A 20,842-nucleotide genomic window follows, 5' to 3' on the forward strand; every position below is an offset into this window, starting at 1 on the left:
TATAACAGATAGATAATGTATAATTATTTTTCACATGGAGGTAATATTATGAATAGATCGAAAATGGTTTTTACTATTTTACTTTTAGTTATTTTTGTTTCCTCAATATCTGCATGTACAAACTCATCATCAGTTATCAATGAGAACAACACATCTAATGCAGTTGAAAATGTCAATACTAATAAAAATACTTCCCCAAAAGAAGAAAAAGAAAGTTCCTCTAATGATACGTTAGAGAATAATGTATCAGAAGAAATAGAAATAAAAATAAATGATATTTTCATCCTAATAAATAATAGAGAGTACGATAAGTTGTATCCCTCTTTTACTGAACAATTTAGAAGTCAAGTTTCTAAAGAACAGTTTGTAACTTTATTTGAACAATCATTTAATAATTTAAGTAAATTAAAAGGCATTGAATCTATCATTCCTGATAAAATTACCGGGCAAGAAGTATATCACGTAAAAGTTAACTTTGAAAAGGAAGATATTCCATTCTTGATCGCTTTTGATAAAGATGGATTAATCACAGCTCTAGTTGTTGATAATACAATTCAAGATGATGAATCTTCTAAGGATGATACTGATTCAAATCCACTTATTGAGGAAATTACAATTACTATTGGCACCTCACCTTGGGAACTACCTGGTAAATTGACACTTCCTAAAGATGACAGAACCACTAAATTACCAGCTGTAATACTTGTTCATGGTTCAGGTCCTAATGATATGGATGAAACAATTGGACCTAATAAAGTTTTCAGAGATATTGCTCATGGTTTATCAGAACAAGGAGTAGCAGTATTGAGATATAACAAACGTAATAGAGTTTATTCTATGCCTGAGTCATATACAGCTCAAGAATTAGTTATTGAAGATGTTCTAGAAGCTTATAAATACCTTTCTGCTCATCCTTCAATTGATAAGAGTAAAATTTATGTTGCAGGCCACAGTCTTGGGGGATGGTTAATCCCAAAAATTGCAAAACAATTACCTGAAGGTGCTGGATTCATATCACTAGCAGGTCCAACAAGAGCTTTTTCAGTAACTATAAAAGAACAATTAGATTATTTACTCTCATTGGAGCTAAATAAAAGCGAGCAAGCACAAAAGGCTTTGAATATGATGAAAGAACAAACAAATAATCTCGAAACAGGCAATCTATCCGATAATGCTTTTGAAAACCTTTTAGCTCATCCTAAAGACTTTTGGCTAGATCTTGAGGGATATATAGCTGCTAATGAGTACAAATCAATCACTCAACCTCTTCTTGTTCTACAAGGTGAGATGGATTATCAGGTGAGTATGAAGGATTTTGAAGCTTGGAAAAGTATACTTTCTTATAGAAATGATGTTACATTCAAATCCTACAGTAATTTAACACATCTTTTCATGGAAAGCAATTCAAAAACAGAACTTAGTACCCCATCAGATTATTCTGTTGCAACACATGTATCTCCTGAACTTATGAAAGATATTGTAGAATGGATAAATAGTCTTAAATAATTAATTTTATAAATAAAAAAGCTGAAAAATCTTCAGCTTTTTTATTGTGTTGACTTATACTGCAGATGCCGTTTCCCACACCTCATATAATTTTTCTAGTTCTTTAGATAACTCGCCATATTCGTAATACTCCTCATTTGTTGTTCTATCTGAAAACCCGTCTTCCATAACCTTTAATTTTTCCTCAAGTAATAATATATTATTTTCAATATTCTCCATTTCCATCTGTTTCTTCTTTTCACTCTTTACCTTATTGTTTACCTTCTCACGCCGTGTTTTCTTTTGTTTATCTATCTGTTGAATATTCTTCTCCTTTTGAACCTCTTTTTTAGTTTTCAAATAGAATTCATAATTTCCATTATAGGTAGTAGCCCTTTTATCTTCTATTTCTATAATTTTATTTACACAATTATTAAGATAGTATCTATCATGAGCTACAGATATCACAGTTCCTCTAAACAATCTAATTGCATTCTCCACTGCTTCCCTAGATTCAAGATCAAGGTGATTCGTTGGTTCATCAAGTATTAAACAATTAATATTCATCAACATCATCTTAGCAAGTACCACTCTAACCTTCTCTCCCCCACTCAATACCTTTAATTTAGCATTTCCTTCATCCCCATAAAACTGAAATCTTGAAATATACACTTTAGCTTGCTTAATATCAATATCCTTTACACTCATGATTTCCTCAAGTATGCTTCTCTCCTCGTCCTCAAAAGATATATGCTGTCCTAAGTAGCAATATTCGACCCACTCCCCTAGTCTCATAGCTCCTTCATAATTTGTATCCTTCCTTAAAAGTATATTTAAAAGAGTAGTCTTACCACACCCATTAGTCCCTATTATTGCAACTCGCTCTCCTCCACAAATATGAAAATTCACATCTTCTAACAATGTGTTTCCATCAAATGATTTACTTAGATTTTTCGCCCATGCAATATCTTTACTAGCTTTCTTGATATTATTTAACTTAAAATTAGGTCCAACCTTCTCATTAATGTGTTCATCTTTCTTTAAACCTGAAGCACTAGAAGATATTTTTTCTTTTAATCTTTCAATTTCTTTTTCTTTACTTTCTGCTGCCTTAAATTTTCTCATACTCCTCAAGTTTTGCACTTGCTTCTTTTTATCTCTTATTTGTTTTTTAGTATTTTTCTGCTCCTTTAGGTAATATTCTCTCATTATCTTTTTTTGCTCTATGAAAGAGGAATATGAACATTTCTTCTCAATTATAGTTCCTCCTTCTAGTTCTGCAATTCTTGTTATAACTCTATCCAAGAAATATCTATCATGAGATACAATCAATACTCCCCCATTAAATCTTTTCAAAAATTCCTCTAACCACTCTATAACCTTTATATCCAAATGATTTGTTGGCTCATCAAGTATCAATAAGTCAGGTTCTTCTATTAAAATCCTTGCTAGAATAACTCTCATTTTTTCTCCACCACTAAGTTTATCTATTGAAATTAAGAGCACCTCTTCCTTTAATCCTAATCCTAAAAGTATTTTTTTAATCTTGTTTTGTACCGTATACCCATCTATACTTTCATATTTTCCCATAATCTCAGAGTATTTTTTCATAAGTCCTTCATAATACTCTGAACCATATTCCTCTGCACAGCTCTCCATTTCCCTCTCTAAAGCCTTCATTTTTTTCTCAAGCTTGAATGCCTTTTCATAATATAAAGCGTTCTTATGGTCTCCTTTTAACTCCTCCATGTGCTGTGAAAGATATCCGACCTTTGCTGCTTTTTCTTTTATAACTTGCCCATCATCAGCTACTTCATAACCAACAGCTATCTTTAACAACGTACTTTTACCACACCCATTACTTCCAATAAGAGCTACTCGTTCACCTCTCTCAACACTTAAATTTGCCCCTCTTAATACTCTCTTTTCATCAAATTCCTTATGAATATTATTGAATTTTAATAAACTCATATCTTTCTCCTCCTAATATTTCGAATAAAAAAAGCCACGGAAATCCGCGGCTTTATAGCCACGAATGCAACTTTTCATCCGAAGCCAAATAACATTCAATTTTTTTATCATCATCATCATTGAATATAAATAGTAAATTAAAAGCTCTGTAACTTTATTTATAGGATTCATATAGTTAAACTTAATTTATCATGTCTCAAAATATCGAAGATTCTACGATTTTTAGACCTGTATAAATTAATAGTTTAACTTGAATCTCTATGAAAAGTCACAGAGCTAAAATATACATAAATAATTAACCACTTAAGAAACACTTATTCAAAGTGCCTTAAATAATAAATTCACTATTTATTAGATAATTATAAAAGCAGATCATAGAGCTCGACAAATCAATTCATAACAAATAAACACCTTATCCTTGAATTATAACTTCAAAAATAGATATATAATCTCACACCTAACAAACCTCTCAAAATATCTTTTTAAAAGGTTAACTACACATCTTCAATTATATTATTTGTTAATTGCTGATTTCCCAGCTCGGCTACTTGAAAGGCATTTAGCTCCGTATAAAACTCACCGAATTAAATTTTGTTAATAATTATTCGGAGCAAATTCCGTAGCCCTTAGCTGGTACATCACAAGAAAATTTATACATAATCTTCTCCTCCTGTACCATATTTTATGAAATTACTTTTTTACTATTTTACCATCTTTAAATATAATTTTCAATAGTTTTCAATTTATAAGGTTTTTACACAACAAAAGAACGCAGTTAAACTGCGCTCAGGCTGTTGAAAAAGAACAATCTCATTGTCACTACGACTCGCTTTGCTGCTCAGTCTATTTGTACTCTTTGTTCTTTTCTATTTTAAATACAAAAATATTCCTAAAAACTGAAATACACTTCCCCCTAGAACAAACAGGTGCCATATAGCATGATTAAATGGAATCTTCTTATTTACATAGAATATAACTCCTACTGTATAAGATATTCCCCCTGCTAGTAACCATATGAAGAAATTAAAATCTACTGCATCCAATAGTGGTTTTATTACAAAAACAACCATCCATCCCATAGCTATATATAAAAATAAAGATATCTTTTTAGATCGTTCCAAATCTTTCTTACTTAATAGTGTTATACTTACTCCAATTCCTGCTAGAATCCATACTGCTATTAACAAAAAGTACTTTTGCCATCCATTTAATGTTAGTAGCGCTATTGGCGTATATGTTCCTGCAATGAATAAATATATAGCCGAATGATCAATCACCCTTAGTACTTTCTTAATTTTTTCAATCCTACAACCATGATATAGAGTAGATGTTACATATGAAGTTGTTGAACAAACCCCATAAACAGCAAATCCTATAAATGAGCTAATATTTTTTGTCCAGTAAGCAGAAACTAGCAATGCTGCTGTACATATCACACTTAAAACAATACCAATTCCGTGTGTTATACTATTAGCAATTTCTTCCTTCAATGAGTATTTGTTAATCAACAAATTCTGATTATTGTTATTCATTAATACCCCTCCTTTTAATTAACTTGTGCATTAAATATACCCTAAAAATCTCATTATATATATCAAACTAATTACTACAAATATAACTGTCAACTATCTTCTTATATGATATCACTCTGCCTTCACTTCTTCAATGTTTTTCCATAAACAATGTCACCACTTATAAAATTACGCAGGAAAATAGAGCAACGCTATATTGCTCTATAATGGAAAAAATCACTTAATTTTGTCTCACTCTGTTAGGGCAGAGTTTTCGTCATTTGTACGTAAAATATTTATGTTATGAAGTTATCACCTTGTTTTTATCCTCGGCAACATCCTTTTTAGCAACAAGATATATACCGAAAGCTATCAATATTCCTCCTAAACATTTTCCTAATGAAAATGTATCATAGAATACTATATCTATAATTATTCCACATACTAATTGTCCAACAAACATCAAAATTGATGCGACTAATACTGGTATTTTAGGAAGTACTATATTACACAGACCTGTTACTCCTACTCCAACTGCTCCACCAAAGAATGCGTATACAGGAACCCCTTTTGGTGAGACAAACTCTACAATATTCATGGATATTCCTAGAGCAAGAACAATAGAAATAAGCAAGAATCCTGAAGCAAAATTTATGAGTACACCTTGTGCAACACCAACTTTTTCACCTAATTGTGCATTTATAGATACAGATATCACTGTTAATATCCCTGCAATAATTGCTAAAGTAATATACATTTATATCGCCCCTTTCATTTTCCTCTAAAGAACCACCATGAGAAATATCCCTATTACAATAACTGAATACCCTAAAACCTGATTCTTATTAAATTTATAGACATCATTACCGAATAACCCAAAATGATCTACAATTGATGAAAAAAGCATTTGTCCAAATACCCCACAAGCAACCGTTAGTGAAAGTCCGATATTATTCACTGTTAAATTATTTATAGTTACCATTACAACACCTATCATTCCTGGTATAAGCAAATATTTAGGCACGTTTTTAATTGAATTCCACTTTATCTTTTTTAAAAACATAAAAGTTAAAATGGTTATTATCCCCATAATATGAATGAAAAATATTGCTTGGCTATTTCCTAAGTTTGATGAAAGAATACCATTAAAAGTAATCATAACGGAAATCATAATACCAATAATAATGGAATAAGAATAATATTTTTGCTTCATACAATGCCTCCTTTATTTTCCTGTCATCTCTTGTGTACCACTAGACTAACATATAAACAAAGTGTATAATATGACATATGTCATGTTTTTAAAAAATATTTTTGGCTAGGTGATTTTATGAATGTTATTAATGATAAACAGTTAATTAAAGAATACGTAAATAAATTTTCAATTGATAAATTCTTTTCTAATGATATGCTAGAACATTTCGTATTACATAAATACAATACAGGAGATTTCATATGCTTAACTGGAGAAACCCTTGAATATCTTCAGTTCCTAGTGAAAGGCAAATGTAAAATTTCTATTTTTCTCGAAAACGGGAAATCGCTTTTACTTAGGTTCGGAGCTCCCTTGACCCTAATTGGAGACTTAGAAATCGCTAACAATACTTTATATGATTGCAACCTACAATGTATTGAAGAAATACATTGTGTATGTATTCCTGTTAAAATAATAGAAGAACATTGTAGTAATGACTCAGTTTTTTGGCATGAGATTTGTAAAAGTCTTTCAAGAAAACTCCGAACCTCATCAGCCTCAAGTTCTATCAACCTTCTTTATCCATTAGAAAATCGACTTGCCAGCTATTTAATTGCCATCTCATCTTCTCATAATGAGGGTAAAACTACAAGAAATGATATTCATACATCAAAGCTATCAGATATTGCGGATCTTTTAGGTACTAGTTATCGCCATCTTGCTAGAACCATAAACGTCCTCTGCGAAAAAGGCATAATATCCAGATTAGGAAAAGCTATTATTGTTGAAGACTATGAAGCACTTGCTGAACTTGCTGGAGACATCTATATATGAAAAACTTGTACATTCATCTCACCTATGCTTAAGATGAATGTACAAGTTTTTTTATGTTCCTTTCCTATAATTTTCTCTTTGATTATACCTAATACTCTATTGTTGTGTAATATGTAATTGCTTTATTTAGTACATTAAATAAGAATATTTTGAAGCATAAAATATCACACTTTCATTTTGATGTTAGATGTATACTTTTTTTTATTTTTGAGCAATTATGCAATCATGAAATTCTCCTACAAGTTCTTTTGATGACCAAATTCCATATTTTATTTCCCTAATTAAAAATTCATTCTTCCAATAGAGTTCTTTTACTATTTCTTCATTATGCGCAAACCCCTTTTCAGGAGTTTCTTTATTTAAACTATATGAATTCTCATTAATTCTATATTTTATGTCTAGATATGCCTTTTCCATTTTAATCTGATTACTTATAAATTTATTGTATAAATTAAAAGAAGATATAAAAACTCCACCTTTTTTTAATACTCTATAAATTTCTTTTAAATATGCATCAATATCTATTAAATACATATGAGTAAATACAGACCACATTATCACAATATCTACTGATTCATCTTCTATAGGAAAAATAATATCTTGACATTTTAATTCCCCATCTCGAGAATATGATCCATTGTATGCATCAATAAATTTAAATTGAAAATTATTATTTATTGCAGATATATTATCTGCACAATAAGAAAGTAATTTCTTGTTACTATCTATTCCTATGTATTGGCCTTGTTTATTTAAATAATTAAAAAAGTGAATCGCTATTCTCCCGCAGCCACAGCCAATATCTAATATTTTTTGGTCTGGTTTTACAGATAACCACTGAATAATTTTTTCTGACTGCTGCTTTCCTAAATTAAAATAATATTCCTTATCATCGAAAGGTCCAGTCCAATTTCTAATCTCAGGAGCAGGTATAAGTTTTTTAATTTCCATAACTACCTCCAGGCATTAATAATATTAAAGTTGTACTAAAAAATTCTAACTACAACATAAGATACAATTATTCTTTAAAGATTATTCTTTTGTAGCTACACATTTCAATTATTTTATTCATAAATCATTTTCTATTAGCAAATGTATATTTCTTAAATATAGATTATTTTACACTCATTATAAATGATTTAAATAATATCTAATCTCATCATTATTTAAAAACATAGCCTTGTTTAAAATACAATAAGATGGATGTTTCTGCACTAAAGCACAAACATCCATCATTTTTAATTTTCAATTCTCAATTTTTCATTATTCTTTTTCGCGCCTTTGTTTCCCTTTTTCCCAAAAACCACCATCCAGTAAACTATCGCAAAGATCCCTATAGCAATTATAAAGATTCCATTCCCATAAGGGATTTTCTTAGATAAAAAATGAGCACCCCATATTACACCAACCACAAAACTTATAATAAGTGTATTTCCAAAACTCTTTGCATTATTGGTTGAATATCCATTTGAGAAAGGCATCTCTATAGATAATTTACTATAACAAAATAGACTGATTACATTTAAAGCCATGAACATTCCAAACATATCTGGAAGAACCCGCACTCCCCCTACTGCTGTAAATATTACTGTGTATGCCAGGAAAATAGTATAGAAAAATTTTACTACAAAACTTTTAAATGCTCCTTTTTTGATAATAGTCTTATTTTGTATAGGTAACACATCATATATCCATGCCCCCTTATATTTTTCACTATAGGCTATCATAACAATCAAGGGAGCCATCATTATAATTCCCAAATATCCCATAAGATGTCTTGAATTCTCATAGAAATTTGCCATATACCCTTGTATTCCTCCATCTCTTAAACCATTTAGCATAAATATGAATGGAAATATAAATGCCATTGCCATTGAAGGGTAGATTGATTGTTTAAATTTTCTGTCCCTCTTAAACATGTTTGTAGTGAACTCAAAAACAGCTCTTTCTTGATAATCACTACAGAATATTCTTGCCACTAATCCACTACCTTTTTTCTGATTACTCTTTATTTTTTGTTCTTTTTTACTTTCAACTGTATTCATTTTATACAAACTATTTTCAAAATGTGGAACAAGTATCTTAGTGTATATAAAAAGTGAAATTATAGGCAATATCACCGTCCATATAGAGAAAAATATACTTATTGAGTTAACCTCTCCTCCAGATACAATATTTAAAGGCGCGGAAAAAACAACACTAGGCAAGAAAAACTGCCACCATTTAAAGCTGAATAAAATAGATGTATCCACAAAATCAAAGGCTCTTGCTATAAACTGATATCCTACAAAAATCGTAATACTCATAGCAATCTGCACATAATTTATTATATCCTTTAGCTTCTCTCCACTAAAGAATCTTAGAAATATAAAATAAAATAACCCTGTAAACAATACAATAGATATATCCGCAATTATAAGCTCTAAAATGAACAGTAGTCCCACTGCAATTCCATCTTTGAAGAAACTCACAAGAGTCATTGGTCCAGCAAACACCACCGTTATAAGTGCCACATAAATAAATATATGAATAAATCGTGCTACATTAGCCGTTTTCTCATCTATAGGCTTACTCCCTAGAAGCTGTTTCTCCTTAAGATCAAGTAGAACTGTTGAGAAATCAGAAATCATACTCATAGCTATCATAAACATAGTTATACCAATACCTACACTATATCTATACATCAATGGAAGATGAGTAATCATAATCAATGCAATAAAAATTCCTGTTATGAAATACCCTATAAGAGATCTAACAAAATAATTTTTGTCTTTACTTTCTGGCTCATTACTCTGCATACTCTGTATTGTAGGTCTTCTACCATCAAGCGTTAATTTAATCTGTAGTATCTTCCTCATAACATCGTAATTAACACCCATCTTGGTAAATATCAACTTAAATTTATCTAATATCCTTAAGCTCATAAAATTCTTCATGAATTACTCCCCCTTTACTGCACTAACAAACGCATCCGCTTTACTACTGTGATTGTTCACACCAGTAATATCAGTAAATATATTCTCCAGAGACTCTTCATGATTAACTCTCTTTAACTCTTCAAAGGTTCCATCAGCTGCAACTACTCCATCATTTAAAAGAATAATCCTATTGCTTATTTTTTCAACAACATCCATTATGTGAGAAGAATAAAACACAGTTTTCCCCATGTCTGCAAGTTTTGTTAGTACTTCTTTAAAAACCATAACACTATTTGCATCTAACCCACTTATAGGTTCATCAAGAAATAAAATATCAGGATCATGTATCATACTACAAGCTATTAGAAATTTCTGCTTCATTCCCTTTGAATAGGATTCTATTCTTGAAGTATAAGCATCCTCGATACCGAATACACTCATTAACTTCAACGTCTTTTCTTCAACTTCTTTCTTGTCCATTCCATAAACAACACCAATAAATTCGCTATATTCTTTAGCTGTTAAATTGTCATATATATCTGGAACCTCTGGAACATATCCTATTTTTTTCTTATATTCAACAGATCCATCCCTAATATCATTTCCAAATATTTTCACGTCTCCTTCGAAGTCTTTAACAAGACCTAACATAATTTTTACTGTAGTACTTTTACCTGCTCCATTAGGACCTATATACCCTATAATCTCTCCTCTATGAACGTCAAGATCAATTCCCTTTAAAACACTATTATTCCCGTAACACTTAACCAAGTTTTTTATTGAAATAATCGGTTCCCCTTTCATACTTATCTCCTCCACACTTCAGTTTTATTAACTTAGGCATATTCAAATAAATAACTAGTCAGTTATACAGAAAGAAATTATCATTTATATCTTGATATAGAAAAAGTGTTGAACCTTCACTATTTTCTATATCAAGAATCATAAGGTAAATTTCTTTCTGTATGCTAGTCTATTTAGTGGGATACTTCATCCTCGGAACCCTCTCATAGAGCAACTATCAGAGGAACCCAACTCTTTGTATCCCGTAAAATATCCGTCGCATCTTTGACTTGTTATTTATTTTCATATGCCTTAAATATATCACTTTCCATTATATACTAATTGTTGTTTTTTTTAAATAATTAAAACACCTATAAGCGTTTTATCTCATAGGCGTATACTTTTTATTCATATATTATTTCAATCACATCTTCTCCCATTGTTTTAGTACCAAGGGTAGTTTTAAACCTCTTTATTTCTGCTCCATTTGTTACAACCATAATAACAATATCTGATTTACCTTTTTCTTTAATGAACCTTCTATCAAATTTGATTATAGGATCTCCAACTTTAACATTAGTCCCGTCTTCTGCAATTCTAAGGAATCCCTTTCCTCCAAGTTCAACTGTATCAATACCTATATGGATTAGTATCTCAATCCCATCTTTCGTTTTTAAGCCAACGGCATGGTTTGTGTGAAAAATCATTTCAATTATTCCTTCTATAGGGGAATGAATCACCTCTTCTTTTGGCTTGATAGCAATACCATCACCTAACATCTTATTCGAAAAGACATGATCCGGGGTCTCTGCAATATTAATGTATTCTCCTTTTAGTGGCGCTTTGATATTAAGGGTTTTATTCTTTTTAAATAAATTAAACATACAACCTCACCTTTCCTATACTTAAGCCTAAAAAACATCGTATAATACATTTTTTTATATTTATGTATATTCCTCCATGCATATAAACGCATGGAGGTAATATTATTTTTTCATTTCTTCTTTCATATGAGTTACTAATGGATCCGCTACTGTTCCAACTATAATTTGCAAGTTATTTTCACCGAGCTTCATTATACCAGTAGCTCCAATTTCTTTCAACCTACCTTCTTGTACTTTTTCTGAATCCTTAACAGTTAATCTTATTCTTGTAATGCACGCATCCACAACAACAATATTTGACTTTCCTCCTATAGCCAAAAGTATTTCTCTAGCTTTATCAGCTAGCTCCGTGCTTTTCAAGTTGCTAAGCTTCTCTGATTCCTCGTCATCTCTTCTACCTGGAGTAGGAAGATCAAATTTCTTTATTACAAAGTAAAATACAAAGAAATAAATTAAGAAGAATAGTACTATTAATGGAATCATAAGCAATGGTTTTGTTGAAATATTCCAGTTGATACCATAATCAATTGCACCTGCCGAGAACATGAATCCACATTTTATTCCTAATGCCGTTGTTATAGCCATTGAAACTCCTGTCAAAAGTGCATGAATTATATATAAACCTGGTGCTAAGAATAAGAACAAGAACTCTATAGGTTCAGTTATCCCTGTTACAAATGCAGTAAACGCTGCACCTAACAATAATCCTCCAACTATCTTTCTTTTCTTTTTCTTTGCAGCGGCTATCATAGCTACTGCAGCCCCTGGAAGTCCACCCATCATTATTGGGAAGAATCCTGTCATGAATGTTCCAGCATTAGGATCTAAAGCTTGAAATCTCCATAAATCTCCTTTTATAAGTTCTCCTGCAGCATTAGTAAAGGTACCAAATTCGAACCATGTAATTGTATTCATTACATGATGAAGACCAAATGGAAGCAATAATCTATTCAATACTCCAAATGCCCCTGCTCCAGCTGCTCCTGCATCCGCAATAGAATTACCTAATGTATTCAATCCCCCCTGTATCCAAGGCCAAATAAATCCAGCAGCTACCCCTATAATCAGGGCAATGACGGAAGTTACAATAGGTACAAACCTTTTTCCTCCAAAGAACCCTAAAACATCTGGTAATTTTATTCCCTTAAATTTGTTATACATCTTAGCAGCTAGAACACCAGCAATAATACCTGCGATAACCCCCATATTAATTCCATCGTTGAAACTTTTAGCTACTCCTACAATAACATAATACCCTAGTGCTCCAGCAAGTCCCGCTACTCCATTATTCTCATCAGCGAGTCCCACTGCTACACCTATAGCAAATAGTAATGGAAGATTTGCAAAGGCTGCATTTCCAGCTTCAAACATCCACTTCCAACCAAGAATATCATCAGCACCAAGTCTTAAAAGCAATCCCATAGCTGGCAACACTGCTATAGCCACTAATAACGCTTTACCAAATCGCTGAAGTCCTCCAACCAAATTTTTTTTACCCATGATTCATCCCCCTTTATTTTTCTGTTCTAAAAGAACAGTGCAAACCCATAAATTTTTAAGAACAAAAAAAGAGCAGAAAAGTTTCCTTTCCAGCTCATGCCCAAATGGTTACACGCCTTACAAAAATACCATCATATATTATTTTTAACTCTCTCAACATGAAGTGCTATATATCCTATTTCATCTTCACTAACTTCCTTATACAATTCATCCTTCAGAATCTCACCAATATTCTCTGCAATTTTGTATGATGAATTTAGTTTATTTTTTATTGAATCGAGAATCTCGTTTTTTATAGGTATTCCCTTAATAATTCTCTCAATTGCAAATCTAATATGAGATATAAACCTCTCGTAATTAATACTCCTTCTATCCACTTCAATATTCAATAAATCCTCTATATATTCTGTAATAGTACTACATAAAAAAGCATATTTCACTGTATTAGATACCTTACCATCATTTCTTGCAGAATGTATATGCATTGCTATGAATCCAATTTCATCTTCTGGTATATGTATTCCTGTTCTCTCTTGAAGAATCTTCATTGCTTTTTCAGCAATCTGCATTTCTTTACTGTACAAAGTCTCAATTTCAATAACAAAGGGATTAGTTATGGTATCATTATTTTTTAACCTAAGGATAGTAAATGCAATATGATCTGTCAAACTAATATGTATTTTTTCATTCAGGTCTTGATGGAACTCTTCAGATATGAATGAGATGATTTCCTCACAAACTTCTACAATCTCCCCATCTACTCTTTCCATTAGTTCTATGAATGTATCCTTATTATTTTTCTCTTCAATGGCGAATACTTTCTTGAACTCCCCTAAGTCACTTAAACTGTCCCCTACTCTATATCTATGACCTACTCCTCGTTCCACGATAATTTTTTCTACATCTAATTGCCCTATCATTATGCCATTATTATTCAAAATTTTCAGGACTTTATATCTACCCGTTCCCATATAACTCTCCTAAATACTAATAAATGAATTACTATATGTTAGATTATATTTTAATTCTTAGTTCTTTATGACAAAAATAAAAAACATCTCATATTTAAGGTATGAAATGCTTTCCATTAATTAAAATTTGTATATACTTTATTTCTTTTCTCTAAATAATATCACCAACAAAATTGTCAATGGAACTGACCATACCAACCCTATACTTCCAGCTAAAGCAGTTACTATCTCAGACATCATCATATCAAGATTAATAATCTGCGTGTAACTAGTGTTAAGTACCATCAATAATAATATTAATTGTATTGCACCACCCACATATGCCAATATAAGAGTATTTGACATTGTTCCAATAATATCTTTTCCAATATTCATACCAGATTTCATCAGTTGTTTTGGGGTTATATCACTCTTTATATCCATCATTTCATAAAGGGATGAAGTAATAGATATACACACATCCATTACAGCTCCTAATGCGCCTATTATTATTCCTGCAAACAATATTCCTCTAAAGTCTAAATTAAGGTCCTTATAAGTAAATGCTATTGTTTGAGCATGTTCACCAGCAAGCCCTGTTACATAAGCAGAACTTCCAACAATCATAGCAATAACTCCCGCTATTGCCACTCCCCCTAATGTGGAAAGTGCTGCAGTTATAGATTTTCTATTTATACCTATTAATAATATTAAAGAACAAGCAATGATAATTGCACAACTAATTAATGTCATTAACACAGGATTGTATCCTTTTAATATGGAAGGAAGCAATCCTTTGATAATTACTATTCCAGTTATCACAAGAGAAACTATAGCATTTATCCCTTTACGTCGCCCTACAATAAGTATTGAAATCACGAATAAGCCAATAAGTAAATATGCATAGTTTGCTCTAGCTCTTTCGTATATATGTATACTAGTGACTTCTCCGTCCTGATCTTCAGTCATATTTACAATAATCTTTTCCCCTTCTTTAACAACTATATAGTATACCTCTACAGTTTGAATAGTATTTCTTATTTTAAATTTCTCCCCTTTGTGGATTCCATCTAATATTTGAATATCCATTTCCTGCTTTCTAAGGTACTTCTCATAACCATCAGGTTTCTCTTTAACATCTAAATCATCATAATGAATCTTTAATACTTTAGCCTTAGCTAAGTTATAGGTATCTTCTTTACTTTTACTATCAACCTCAGGAAATTTACTCTTTAAAGATATAAAGAACGCCAATCCTAAAGTCAAAATGACTATTACCAGGCACACCTCTATTATTTTTTTCTTATTCATCCAATTTTCACCTATCTACTCTTTAATTAACAGAAGGCTGTTCAATTGAACAGCCTTCAATAAAATATATAATTTTTAATATTACTAGTTACTTACTGGTATTAATAACTCTTGACCAACGAAAATTAAGTTTAAGTTATCTAAGTTATTAATTTCACCAATCTTATTATAATCAACATTCAAGTCTCTTCCAATTTTCCAAAGCATATCTCCTGCTTTTACAACATAAGTAGTAGTAGTAGTAGTAGTAGTAATAATAGTATCTGCTTCTTCTTTTACACCTAAAGCTTCTTTAACCTGTTCAACCGTTACAGATGCAACATTAGGAGTTCTTCCATCTTCTGATCTAGGTATTATAATCTTACCTTCGTTGATTAATTCAACAGCTTTAGCTCTGTCTTCCTTATCCCAGTTGTTTCCGATAAGTGACCAGTTCATTTCAACTTCTGGAGTTATTACTCCATTCTTTTCTTCAACGATGTATTTACCAATAAGATCTCTGATTCTTCCGTCTCCAAGGCCATACTGTAAATCATCTGATCCTCCAATTTTCTTAGGAAGCTCGTCTCCCTCTTGGAAAACAACACCATACTTTAATAAATGTGAGTTAGCTCTATAGTTGTTTACTGCTACTAAAAGAACATCTTCATCTTTAACTTCTTCGTTGTTGTTCTTTAAATCAACTATTCTATTTCCTGCTTCTTTTGTTATATCTATATTGTAAGTCACTCCACCAAACATGTCATAGTTATATGATCTTATATTTTGATCAAATGAAACTGTTAAATCGCCTTCATTAAATGTATTGAAGTATTGTGCTGACCATTCCATGTATTGCTTTAACTGTTTACCAGTCATCTCTACTACATATAGAGTGTTATCATACTTATATAGTAATGCAAGATCACTCTTCTTTATAGGTCCAGCCATTACATTTTGATCTGCTCTAAATAAAGCTGCTGCTGCCACATCAATATCTTTTCCAGCAATTTGCTTACCATAGAACATTTGAACATCATTTACGATTTGAATTGCTGCTGTAGGCTCTAATTGTGCTCTTGGGATATCTTTGATTTCATTTTCAGCTACAAGATTACCCTCTTTTAATTCACCAATTAACTTATTTGCATCATCAATAGCTCTTTGGTTGTATGATTCAAGAGATTTTTCTAATTCTTTATCTGATTCGTATGCTACTTTTTTCTCATTCTTATCATACATGTAATATAAGTCTGATTTAATATCTGTTGCTTTATCTTTTATTATGTATTTTCCATCTTCTTTTGTAAACTTTAAAGTGATTTGTCCTAATGCATTAGCATATTTATATGGCTCTATCATTAAAACACCATTTCTCTTTACTTCATCAGTTGCATCTTTAGATGTATAAACCTTTCCATCATAGTAGTAATCACCAACAATTTTGCTATGTGCATGTCCTGTTACGATAGCTGTTAATTCTGGGAAATTCTTAGCTATATCAATAGCTCCTGAACCTTCAATTCCGTATTGACTCTCTTCTCCCATGTGGTTAACTGCGATTAATACATCAACTTTATCTTTAATTTCATCAATTGCTTTTCTAGTTTCTTCAATAGGATTTGTTACTGTATATCCTTTAAGGTTAGCAGCATCCCAATTAACTATATTTGGTGTAACCATTCCGATTATACCAACTTTAACTCCTGCTCTTTCAATGATTGTATATGGTTTTGCAATTCTTGATCCATCCGCATTGTACACGTTACCACCAAGTGTCTCTCCTTCAAACTGATCAATAATTTTTTGTAAAGCTGGAACACCATAGTTAAATTCATGGTTACCTACTGACCAAACATCGAATCCCATTTTATTCATTGCAAGAATCATTGGGTGAATCTCATCATTTAAGAATAAAGCTGATGAGTTATCTTGAATAGTATCACCATTATCAACAAGAATCGTGTTAGGATTTTGTTCTCTTAACTCATTTATAGCTGTTAAAACTTGAGTTAAGCTTCCTTTAGTATATGAAGCATTTACTGCATAATCGTATGGCATGAATCTTCCGTGAACATCTGATGTAGCTAAGATTTGAATTTCAACTTCATCTTCATTAAGTTGTTTTTCCTCTTTCTTAGTAAGATCTTTAACCTCTGATGTTTCTCCTTCTGCAAAAACGCTCATAGGACTTATAACTGTAATCATCATTATAAGCGCTACAAGTAGTGCTGTAAACTTACTTTTATTTACCTTTTGCATATCTATACCTCCAAATTAAAATATCTATTTAACTGGATTTTACCAGCAATAGCCCAACAAGCCAATTAATTCATTAAAGTGAAAAATGGCGAATATTTGATTAATAAATCTATTTACAACGTTTTTTGTCTATAATAATATAACACATTTACTTATTTTATTAAAGAACTATTAACAAATTATTACTAAGTAAATTACTAATATATACCTTTGTTAGTATATAGTTTAAAATTCTGTTTGATTTAATAATATGCAATTTAAAACTGCATATTTTAGATATATACCCTTGATTTTTGCATATTTATTCATTATAATAATGATTGTGCACTTTACATATTGACCGAAAAAACGAAAGGATGATTTCATAATGAATAAACTAAAGAATACAAAATATAATTTTTTAAAATTCTTAATTCCCTCTCTAATAGGGATATCGCTCTTTACCATACCAATCAGCACTGTTGACGGGGTGTCTATTCCCGTAGCTCTTATATCCAACATGTTGCAGAATTTTTTGGGTAGTTCACTACCTACTTTAATCACTGCTTTAATCACTCTATCTGCAATTTTAACTATTCTATATAAGATATTTAAACCAACTTTTATATCCAACAATGAATATTTATGCAAACTTTTTAATATGACTCCATTTTGGACGTGCATGAGAGTTATTGGTTCAATATTCTCCATCTTAGTATTAAAGGGACTAGGTCCTATTGCCATTACATCTGAGAATACTGGTGGATTATTATTATCTGGCTTAATGCCAACTTTATTTTGCATATTTCTATTAGCAGGTCTTCTGCTTCCATTACTCTTAGATTTTGGATTAATGGATCTATGCGGTGCTCTAATGACCAAGATAATGCGCCCGATTTTCACCTTGCCAGGTCGTGCTTCTATAGATTGTATAGCTTCATGGTTAGGGGATGGAACTATTGGTGTACTTTTAACAAGCAAACAATATGAGGATGGATTCTACTCTAAGCGTGAGGCTGCGGTAATCTCCACTACTTTTTCTGCAGTTTCTATCACATTTTCTTTAGTAGTGATTTCTCAAGTAGGATTATCACACTTATTTATTCCTTATTATGGAACTGTAATATTATGTGGTGTTATTACTGCAATAATAGTGCCTAGAATACCACCTCTTAGTAAAATAGATGATACTTATTTTATTGATAACCCCAATGAAAGACTAGATTCTAAAAAAAATCTTACTATAAAAGATGGTTTTAACAAGGCTTTATCAACAGCTGAAAACTATAAAGGTGTTAAACATTTCTTTATAAGCGGTTTAGAAAATGTTATTGATATGTGGTTAGGAATACTTCCTGTTGTTATGTCTATGGGGACTATTTCATTGATAATTGCAGAATATACTCCTGTTTTTAAGATCCTTGGATTACCTTTTATCCCACTGCTAAATATTCTTTCTATACCTGAAGCAGCTGAAGCTTCTCAAACAATACTAGTAGGGTTTGCGGATATGTTCATACCATCAATAATTGCAGCAAATATAAGCTCTGAGATGACGCGTTTCATAATAGCTGCTTTATCAGTAACTCAATTGATCTATATTTCCGAGGTGGGTAGTTTAATACTTGGTTCGAAGATTCCAATAAATTTCAAGCAGTTATTTGTAATATTCCTTGAGAGGACATTAATATCACTACCTATAATAGCTCTACTAGCTCATATTATCTTTTAGTATGAATATAATTTAATAAGCGGCATATGAAAGTATGCCTACATCAATTTTATAAGGTGATATGTTTGAATTGGAATCACTCATCAAAACTTATAAATAAAAAAAGCTATATCTCTGCAATTATTACACTTTCACTTTTGATGATAATCTCAGGGTTATTAACAATAATTATACCCTCTGGTAAGTATATTAATGATACTTTTGTATATATTGAAAAAGAACCCTATCCAATATGGCGTTGGTTTCTTGCTCCATTAGAAGTTCTAATTCACGGCAATTCCATTGCTATAATCATGATCATAATTTTCCTTCTATTAGTAGGAGGATCTATTGCCTCATTAAAAGAAGCCAAAATACTTCAGTTTCTTATAATGAGGCTATCAGAGAAGTTCAGTGAAAATAAAAAGACCTTGATATTGGTATTATGTTTTATCTTTATGAGTCTCGGAGCTTGCTTAGGAATTTTTGAGGAGATAATTCCTCTTATTCCTTTTATAGTATTGCTTTCTTGGTCTCTAGGTTGGGATACACTAATGGGTTTAGGTTTATCACTTGTCTCCTGTGGCTTTGGCTTTGCCGCTGCAATCTTAAATCCTTTTACAATAGGTGTTGCTCAAACTTTAGCCAATGTACCAATTTTCTCAGGAGCTTTATTTAGAGTCTTGATATTCTTAATAACATATCTTATTTTAGTGACTTTCTTAATAAACTACTCCAACAAACTTGAAAAAGAAAAATATTCATCCCCAGTTTACTTTCAGGATTTAATATGTAAGGAAAAATATAATGTAGTTGATTATTCTCTTCTTAAAAATAATAATAATTTTAGAAAAGCAGTGGAAAATTTTTTATTTTATATGATGTTGATGCTTATAATAATCATCCTCCCGTTTTTCATTGTGTTTTTTTCAAACTACACCTTGATACTTATCTCTATTAACATCTTAGTTGCTTCAATAACTACTTGTTATCAAACCGAAATGCCTCTCCGTGACATATTCATCATCATATTAAAAGGTATGTTAGCGCTTTCACCTGCCATACTTTTAATTCTTATGGCTTCAAGCATAAACTATATTATAACTACAGGGGGAATACTTCACACCCTAATCTTTTATTGTTCAAATGCCATTAGTTCCGCTCCACCAATTTTATCCATACTTCTAATATATTTAATTGTACTTGTACTTAACTTTTTTATTAGTTCTGGAAGCGCAAAAGCATTTCTAATAATCCCTCTTTTAGTACCACTAGCTGAAATTATAGGGGTGGAAAAGCAACTAGCAATCCTTGCATTTCAATTTGGCGATGGCTTTAGTAATATATTATATCCAACTAATGCAGTACTTCTCATATCATTAGGGCTATCAAATGTTAGCTATTCAACATGGTTTAAGTGGTTAATTAAATTACAGCTACTCATGCTTTTAATTACTTCTCTGATTCTTTGTATAGCTTACTTTATTGGATATAAATAAAAGCACGGGAAACCGTGCTTTTTAAAAGAAATGTATAATTGATAATGGAGAATGGATAATGATGGATGTT

16 protein-coding genes are annotated in these 20,842 nt (G+C 31.2%); 4 read left to right on the forward strand and 12 right to left on the reverse strand.

The window, feature by feature from the left end; all coding sequences use genetic code 11:
• Positions 1-48: 48 nt before the first annotated feature.
• On the forward strand, positions 49-1,506 hold the full coding sequence (locus KDK92_RS02355) for a DUF3887 domain-containing protein (protein WP_250857431.1): 1,458 nt from the start codon (positions 49-51) through the stop codon (positions 1,504-1,506).
• Positions 1,507-1,560: 54 nt separating this feature from the next.
• Here the strand turns inward: KDK92_RS02355 and abc-f are convergent, their stop codons facing one another.
• The 4 genes from abc-f to KDK92_RS02375 form a co-directional block, all read right to left on the reverse strand.
• Complete coding sequence (abc-f, locus tag KDK92_RS02360; RefSeq protein WP_250857432.1) at positions 1,561-3,456, reverse strand: ribosomal protection-like ABC-F family protein; 1,896 nt, start codon at positions 3,454-3,456, stop codon at positions 1,561-1,563.
• Between the two features lie 866 nt (positions 3,457-4,322).
• Complete coding sequence (gene trhA, locus KDK92_RS02365) at positions 4,323-4,988, reverse strand: PAQR family membrane homeostasis protein TrhA (RefSeq protein ID WP_250857433.1); 666 nt, start codon at positions 4,986-4,988, stop codon at positions 4,323-4,325.
• Positions 4,989-5,268: 280 nt separating this feature from the next.
• Positions 5,269-5,724: a DMT family transporter gene (locus KDK92_RS02370; RefSeq protein WP_250857434.1), complete on the reverse strand. Its 456-nt coding sequence runs from the start codon at positions 5,722-5,724 to the stop codon at positions 5,269-5,271.
• A 24-nt stretch (positions 5,725-5,748) separates the two neighbouring features.
• Entirely contained in the window at positions 5,749-6,180 is a 432-nt protein-coding gene (locus tag KDK92_RS02375; protein ID WP_250857435.1) for a DMT family transporter, read from the reverse strand.
• 117 nt (positions 6,181-6,297) lie between these two features.
• Here KDK92_RS02375 and KDK92_RS02380 point away from each other — a divergent pair, with 117 nt between their 5' ends.
• Complete coding sequence (locus KDK92_RS02380; RefSeq protein WP_250857437.1) at positions 6,298-6,996, forward strand: helix-turn-helix domain-containing protein; 699 nt, start codon at positions 6,298-6,300, stop codon at positions 6,994-6,996.
• 201 nt (positions 6,997-7,197) lie between these two features.
• Here KDK92_RS02380 and KDK92_RS02385 read toward each other — a convergent pair whose 3' ends face one another.
• From KDK92_RS02385 to KDK92_RS02420, 8 genes are all read right to left on the reverse strand, one after another.
• The gene (locus KDK92_RS02385) at positions 7,198-7,947 is read right to left on the reverse strand and encodes a class I SAM-dependent methyltransferase (RefSeq protein ID WP_250857438.1); all 750 of its coding nucleotides are present in this window, start codon (positions 7,945-7,947) and stop codon (positions 7,198-7,200) included.
• A 287-nt stretch (positions 7,948-8,234) separates the two neighbouring features.
• Entirely contained in the window at positions 8,235-9,932 is a 1,698-nt protein-coding gene (locus tag KDK92_RS02390) for a hypothetical protein (protein ID WP_250857439.1), read from the reverse strand.
• 3 nt (positions 9,933-9,935) lie between these two features.
• Entirely contained in the window at positions 9,936-10,718 is a 783-nt protein-coding gene (locus KDK92_RS02395; RefSeq protein WP_250857440.1) for an ABC transporter ATP-binding protein, read from the reverse strand.
• Between the two features lie 383 nt (positions 10,719-11,101).
• The gene (locus KDK92_RS02400) at positions 11,102-11,581 is read right to left on the reverse strand and encodes a PTS sugar transporter subunit IIA (protein WP_250857441.1); all 480 of its coding nucleotides are present in this window, start codon (positions 11,579-11,581) and stop codon (positions 11,102-11,104) included.
• 102 nt (positions 11,582-11,683) lie between these two features.
• Positions 11,684-13,081: a PTS transporter subunit EIIC gene (locus KDK92_RS02405; RefSeq protein WP_250857442.1), complete on the reverse strand. Its 1,398-nt coding sequence runs from the start codon at positions 13,079-13,081 to the stop codon at positions 11,684-11,686.
• A gap of 131 nt (positions 13,082-13,212) precedes the next feature.
• Positions 13,213-14,052, reverse strand: a complete 840-nt coding sequence (locus KDK92_RS02410) for a PRD domain-containing protein (RefSeq protein ID WP_250857443.1) — start codon at positions 14,050-14,052, stop codon at positions 13,213-13,215.
• A 138-nt stretch (positions 14,053-14,190) separates the two neighbouring features.
• Positions 14,191-15,342 carry a YibE/F family protein gene (locus KDK92_RS02415; RefSeq protein WP_250857445.1) on the reverse strand — a complete coding sequence of 384 codons (1,152 nt, stop codon included), beginning with the start codon at positions 15,340-15,342 and terminating at the stop codon, positions 14,191-14,193.
• An 84-nt stretch (positions 15,343-15,426) separates the two neighbouring features.
• Complete coding sequence (locus KDK92_RS02420; RefSeq protein ID WP_250857446.1) at positions 15,427-17,583, reverse strand: 5'-nucleotidase C-terminal domain-containing protein; 2,157 nt, start codon at positions 17,581-17,583, stop codon at positions 15,427-15,429.
• Positions 17,584-17,950: 367 nt separating this feature from the next.
• On the opposite strand from KDK92_RS02420, the gene KDK92_RS02425 reads away from it, so the two are divergent.
• Both KDK92_RS02425 and KDK92_RS02430 read left to right on the forward strand, forming a co-directional pair.
• Positions 17,951-19,294 carry a YjiH family protein gene (locus tag KDK92_RS02425; protein WP_250857447.1) on the forward strand — a complete coding sequence of 448 codons (1,344 nt, stop codon included), beginning with the start codon at positions 17,951-17,953 and terminating at the stop codon, positions 19,292-19,294.
• Between the two features lie 140 nt (positions 19,295-19,434).
• The gene (locus KDK92_RS02430; RefSeq protein WP_250858611.1) at positions 19,435-20,772 is read left to right on the forward strand and encodes a hypothetical protein; all 1,338 of its coding nucleotides are present in this window, start codon (positions 19,435-19,437) and stop codon (positions 20,770-20,772) included.
• Positions 20,773-20,842: the final 70 nt, after the last annotated feature.

Source organism: Oceanirhabdus seepicola (assembly GCF_023684385.1).
GTDB classification, from domain to species: Bacteria; Bacillota; Clostridia; order Clostridiales; family Clostridiaceae; genus Oceanirhabdus; species Oceanirhabdus seepicola.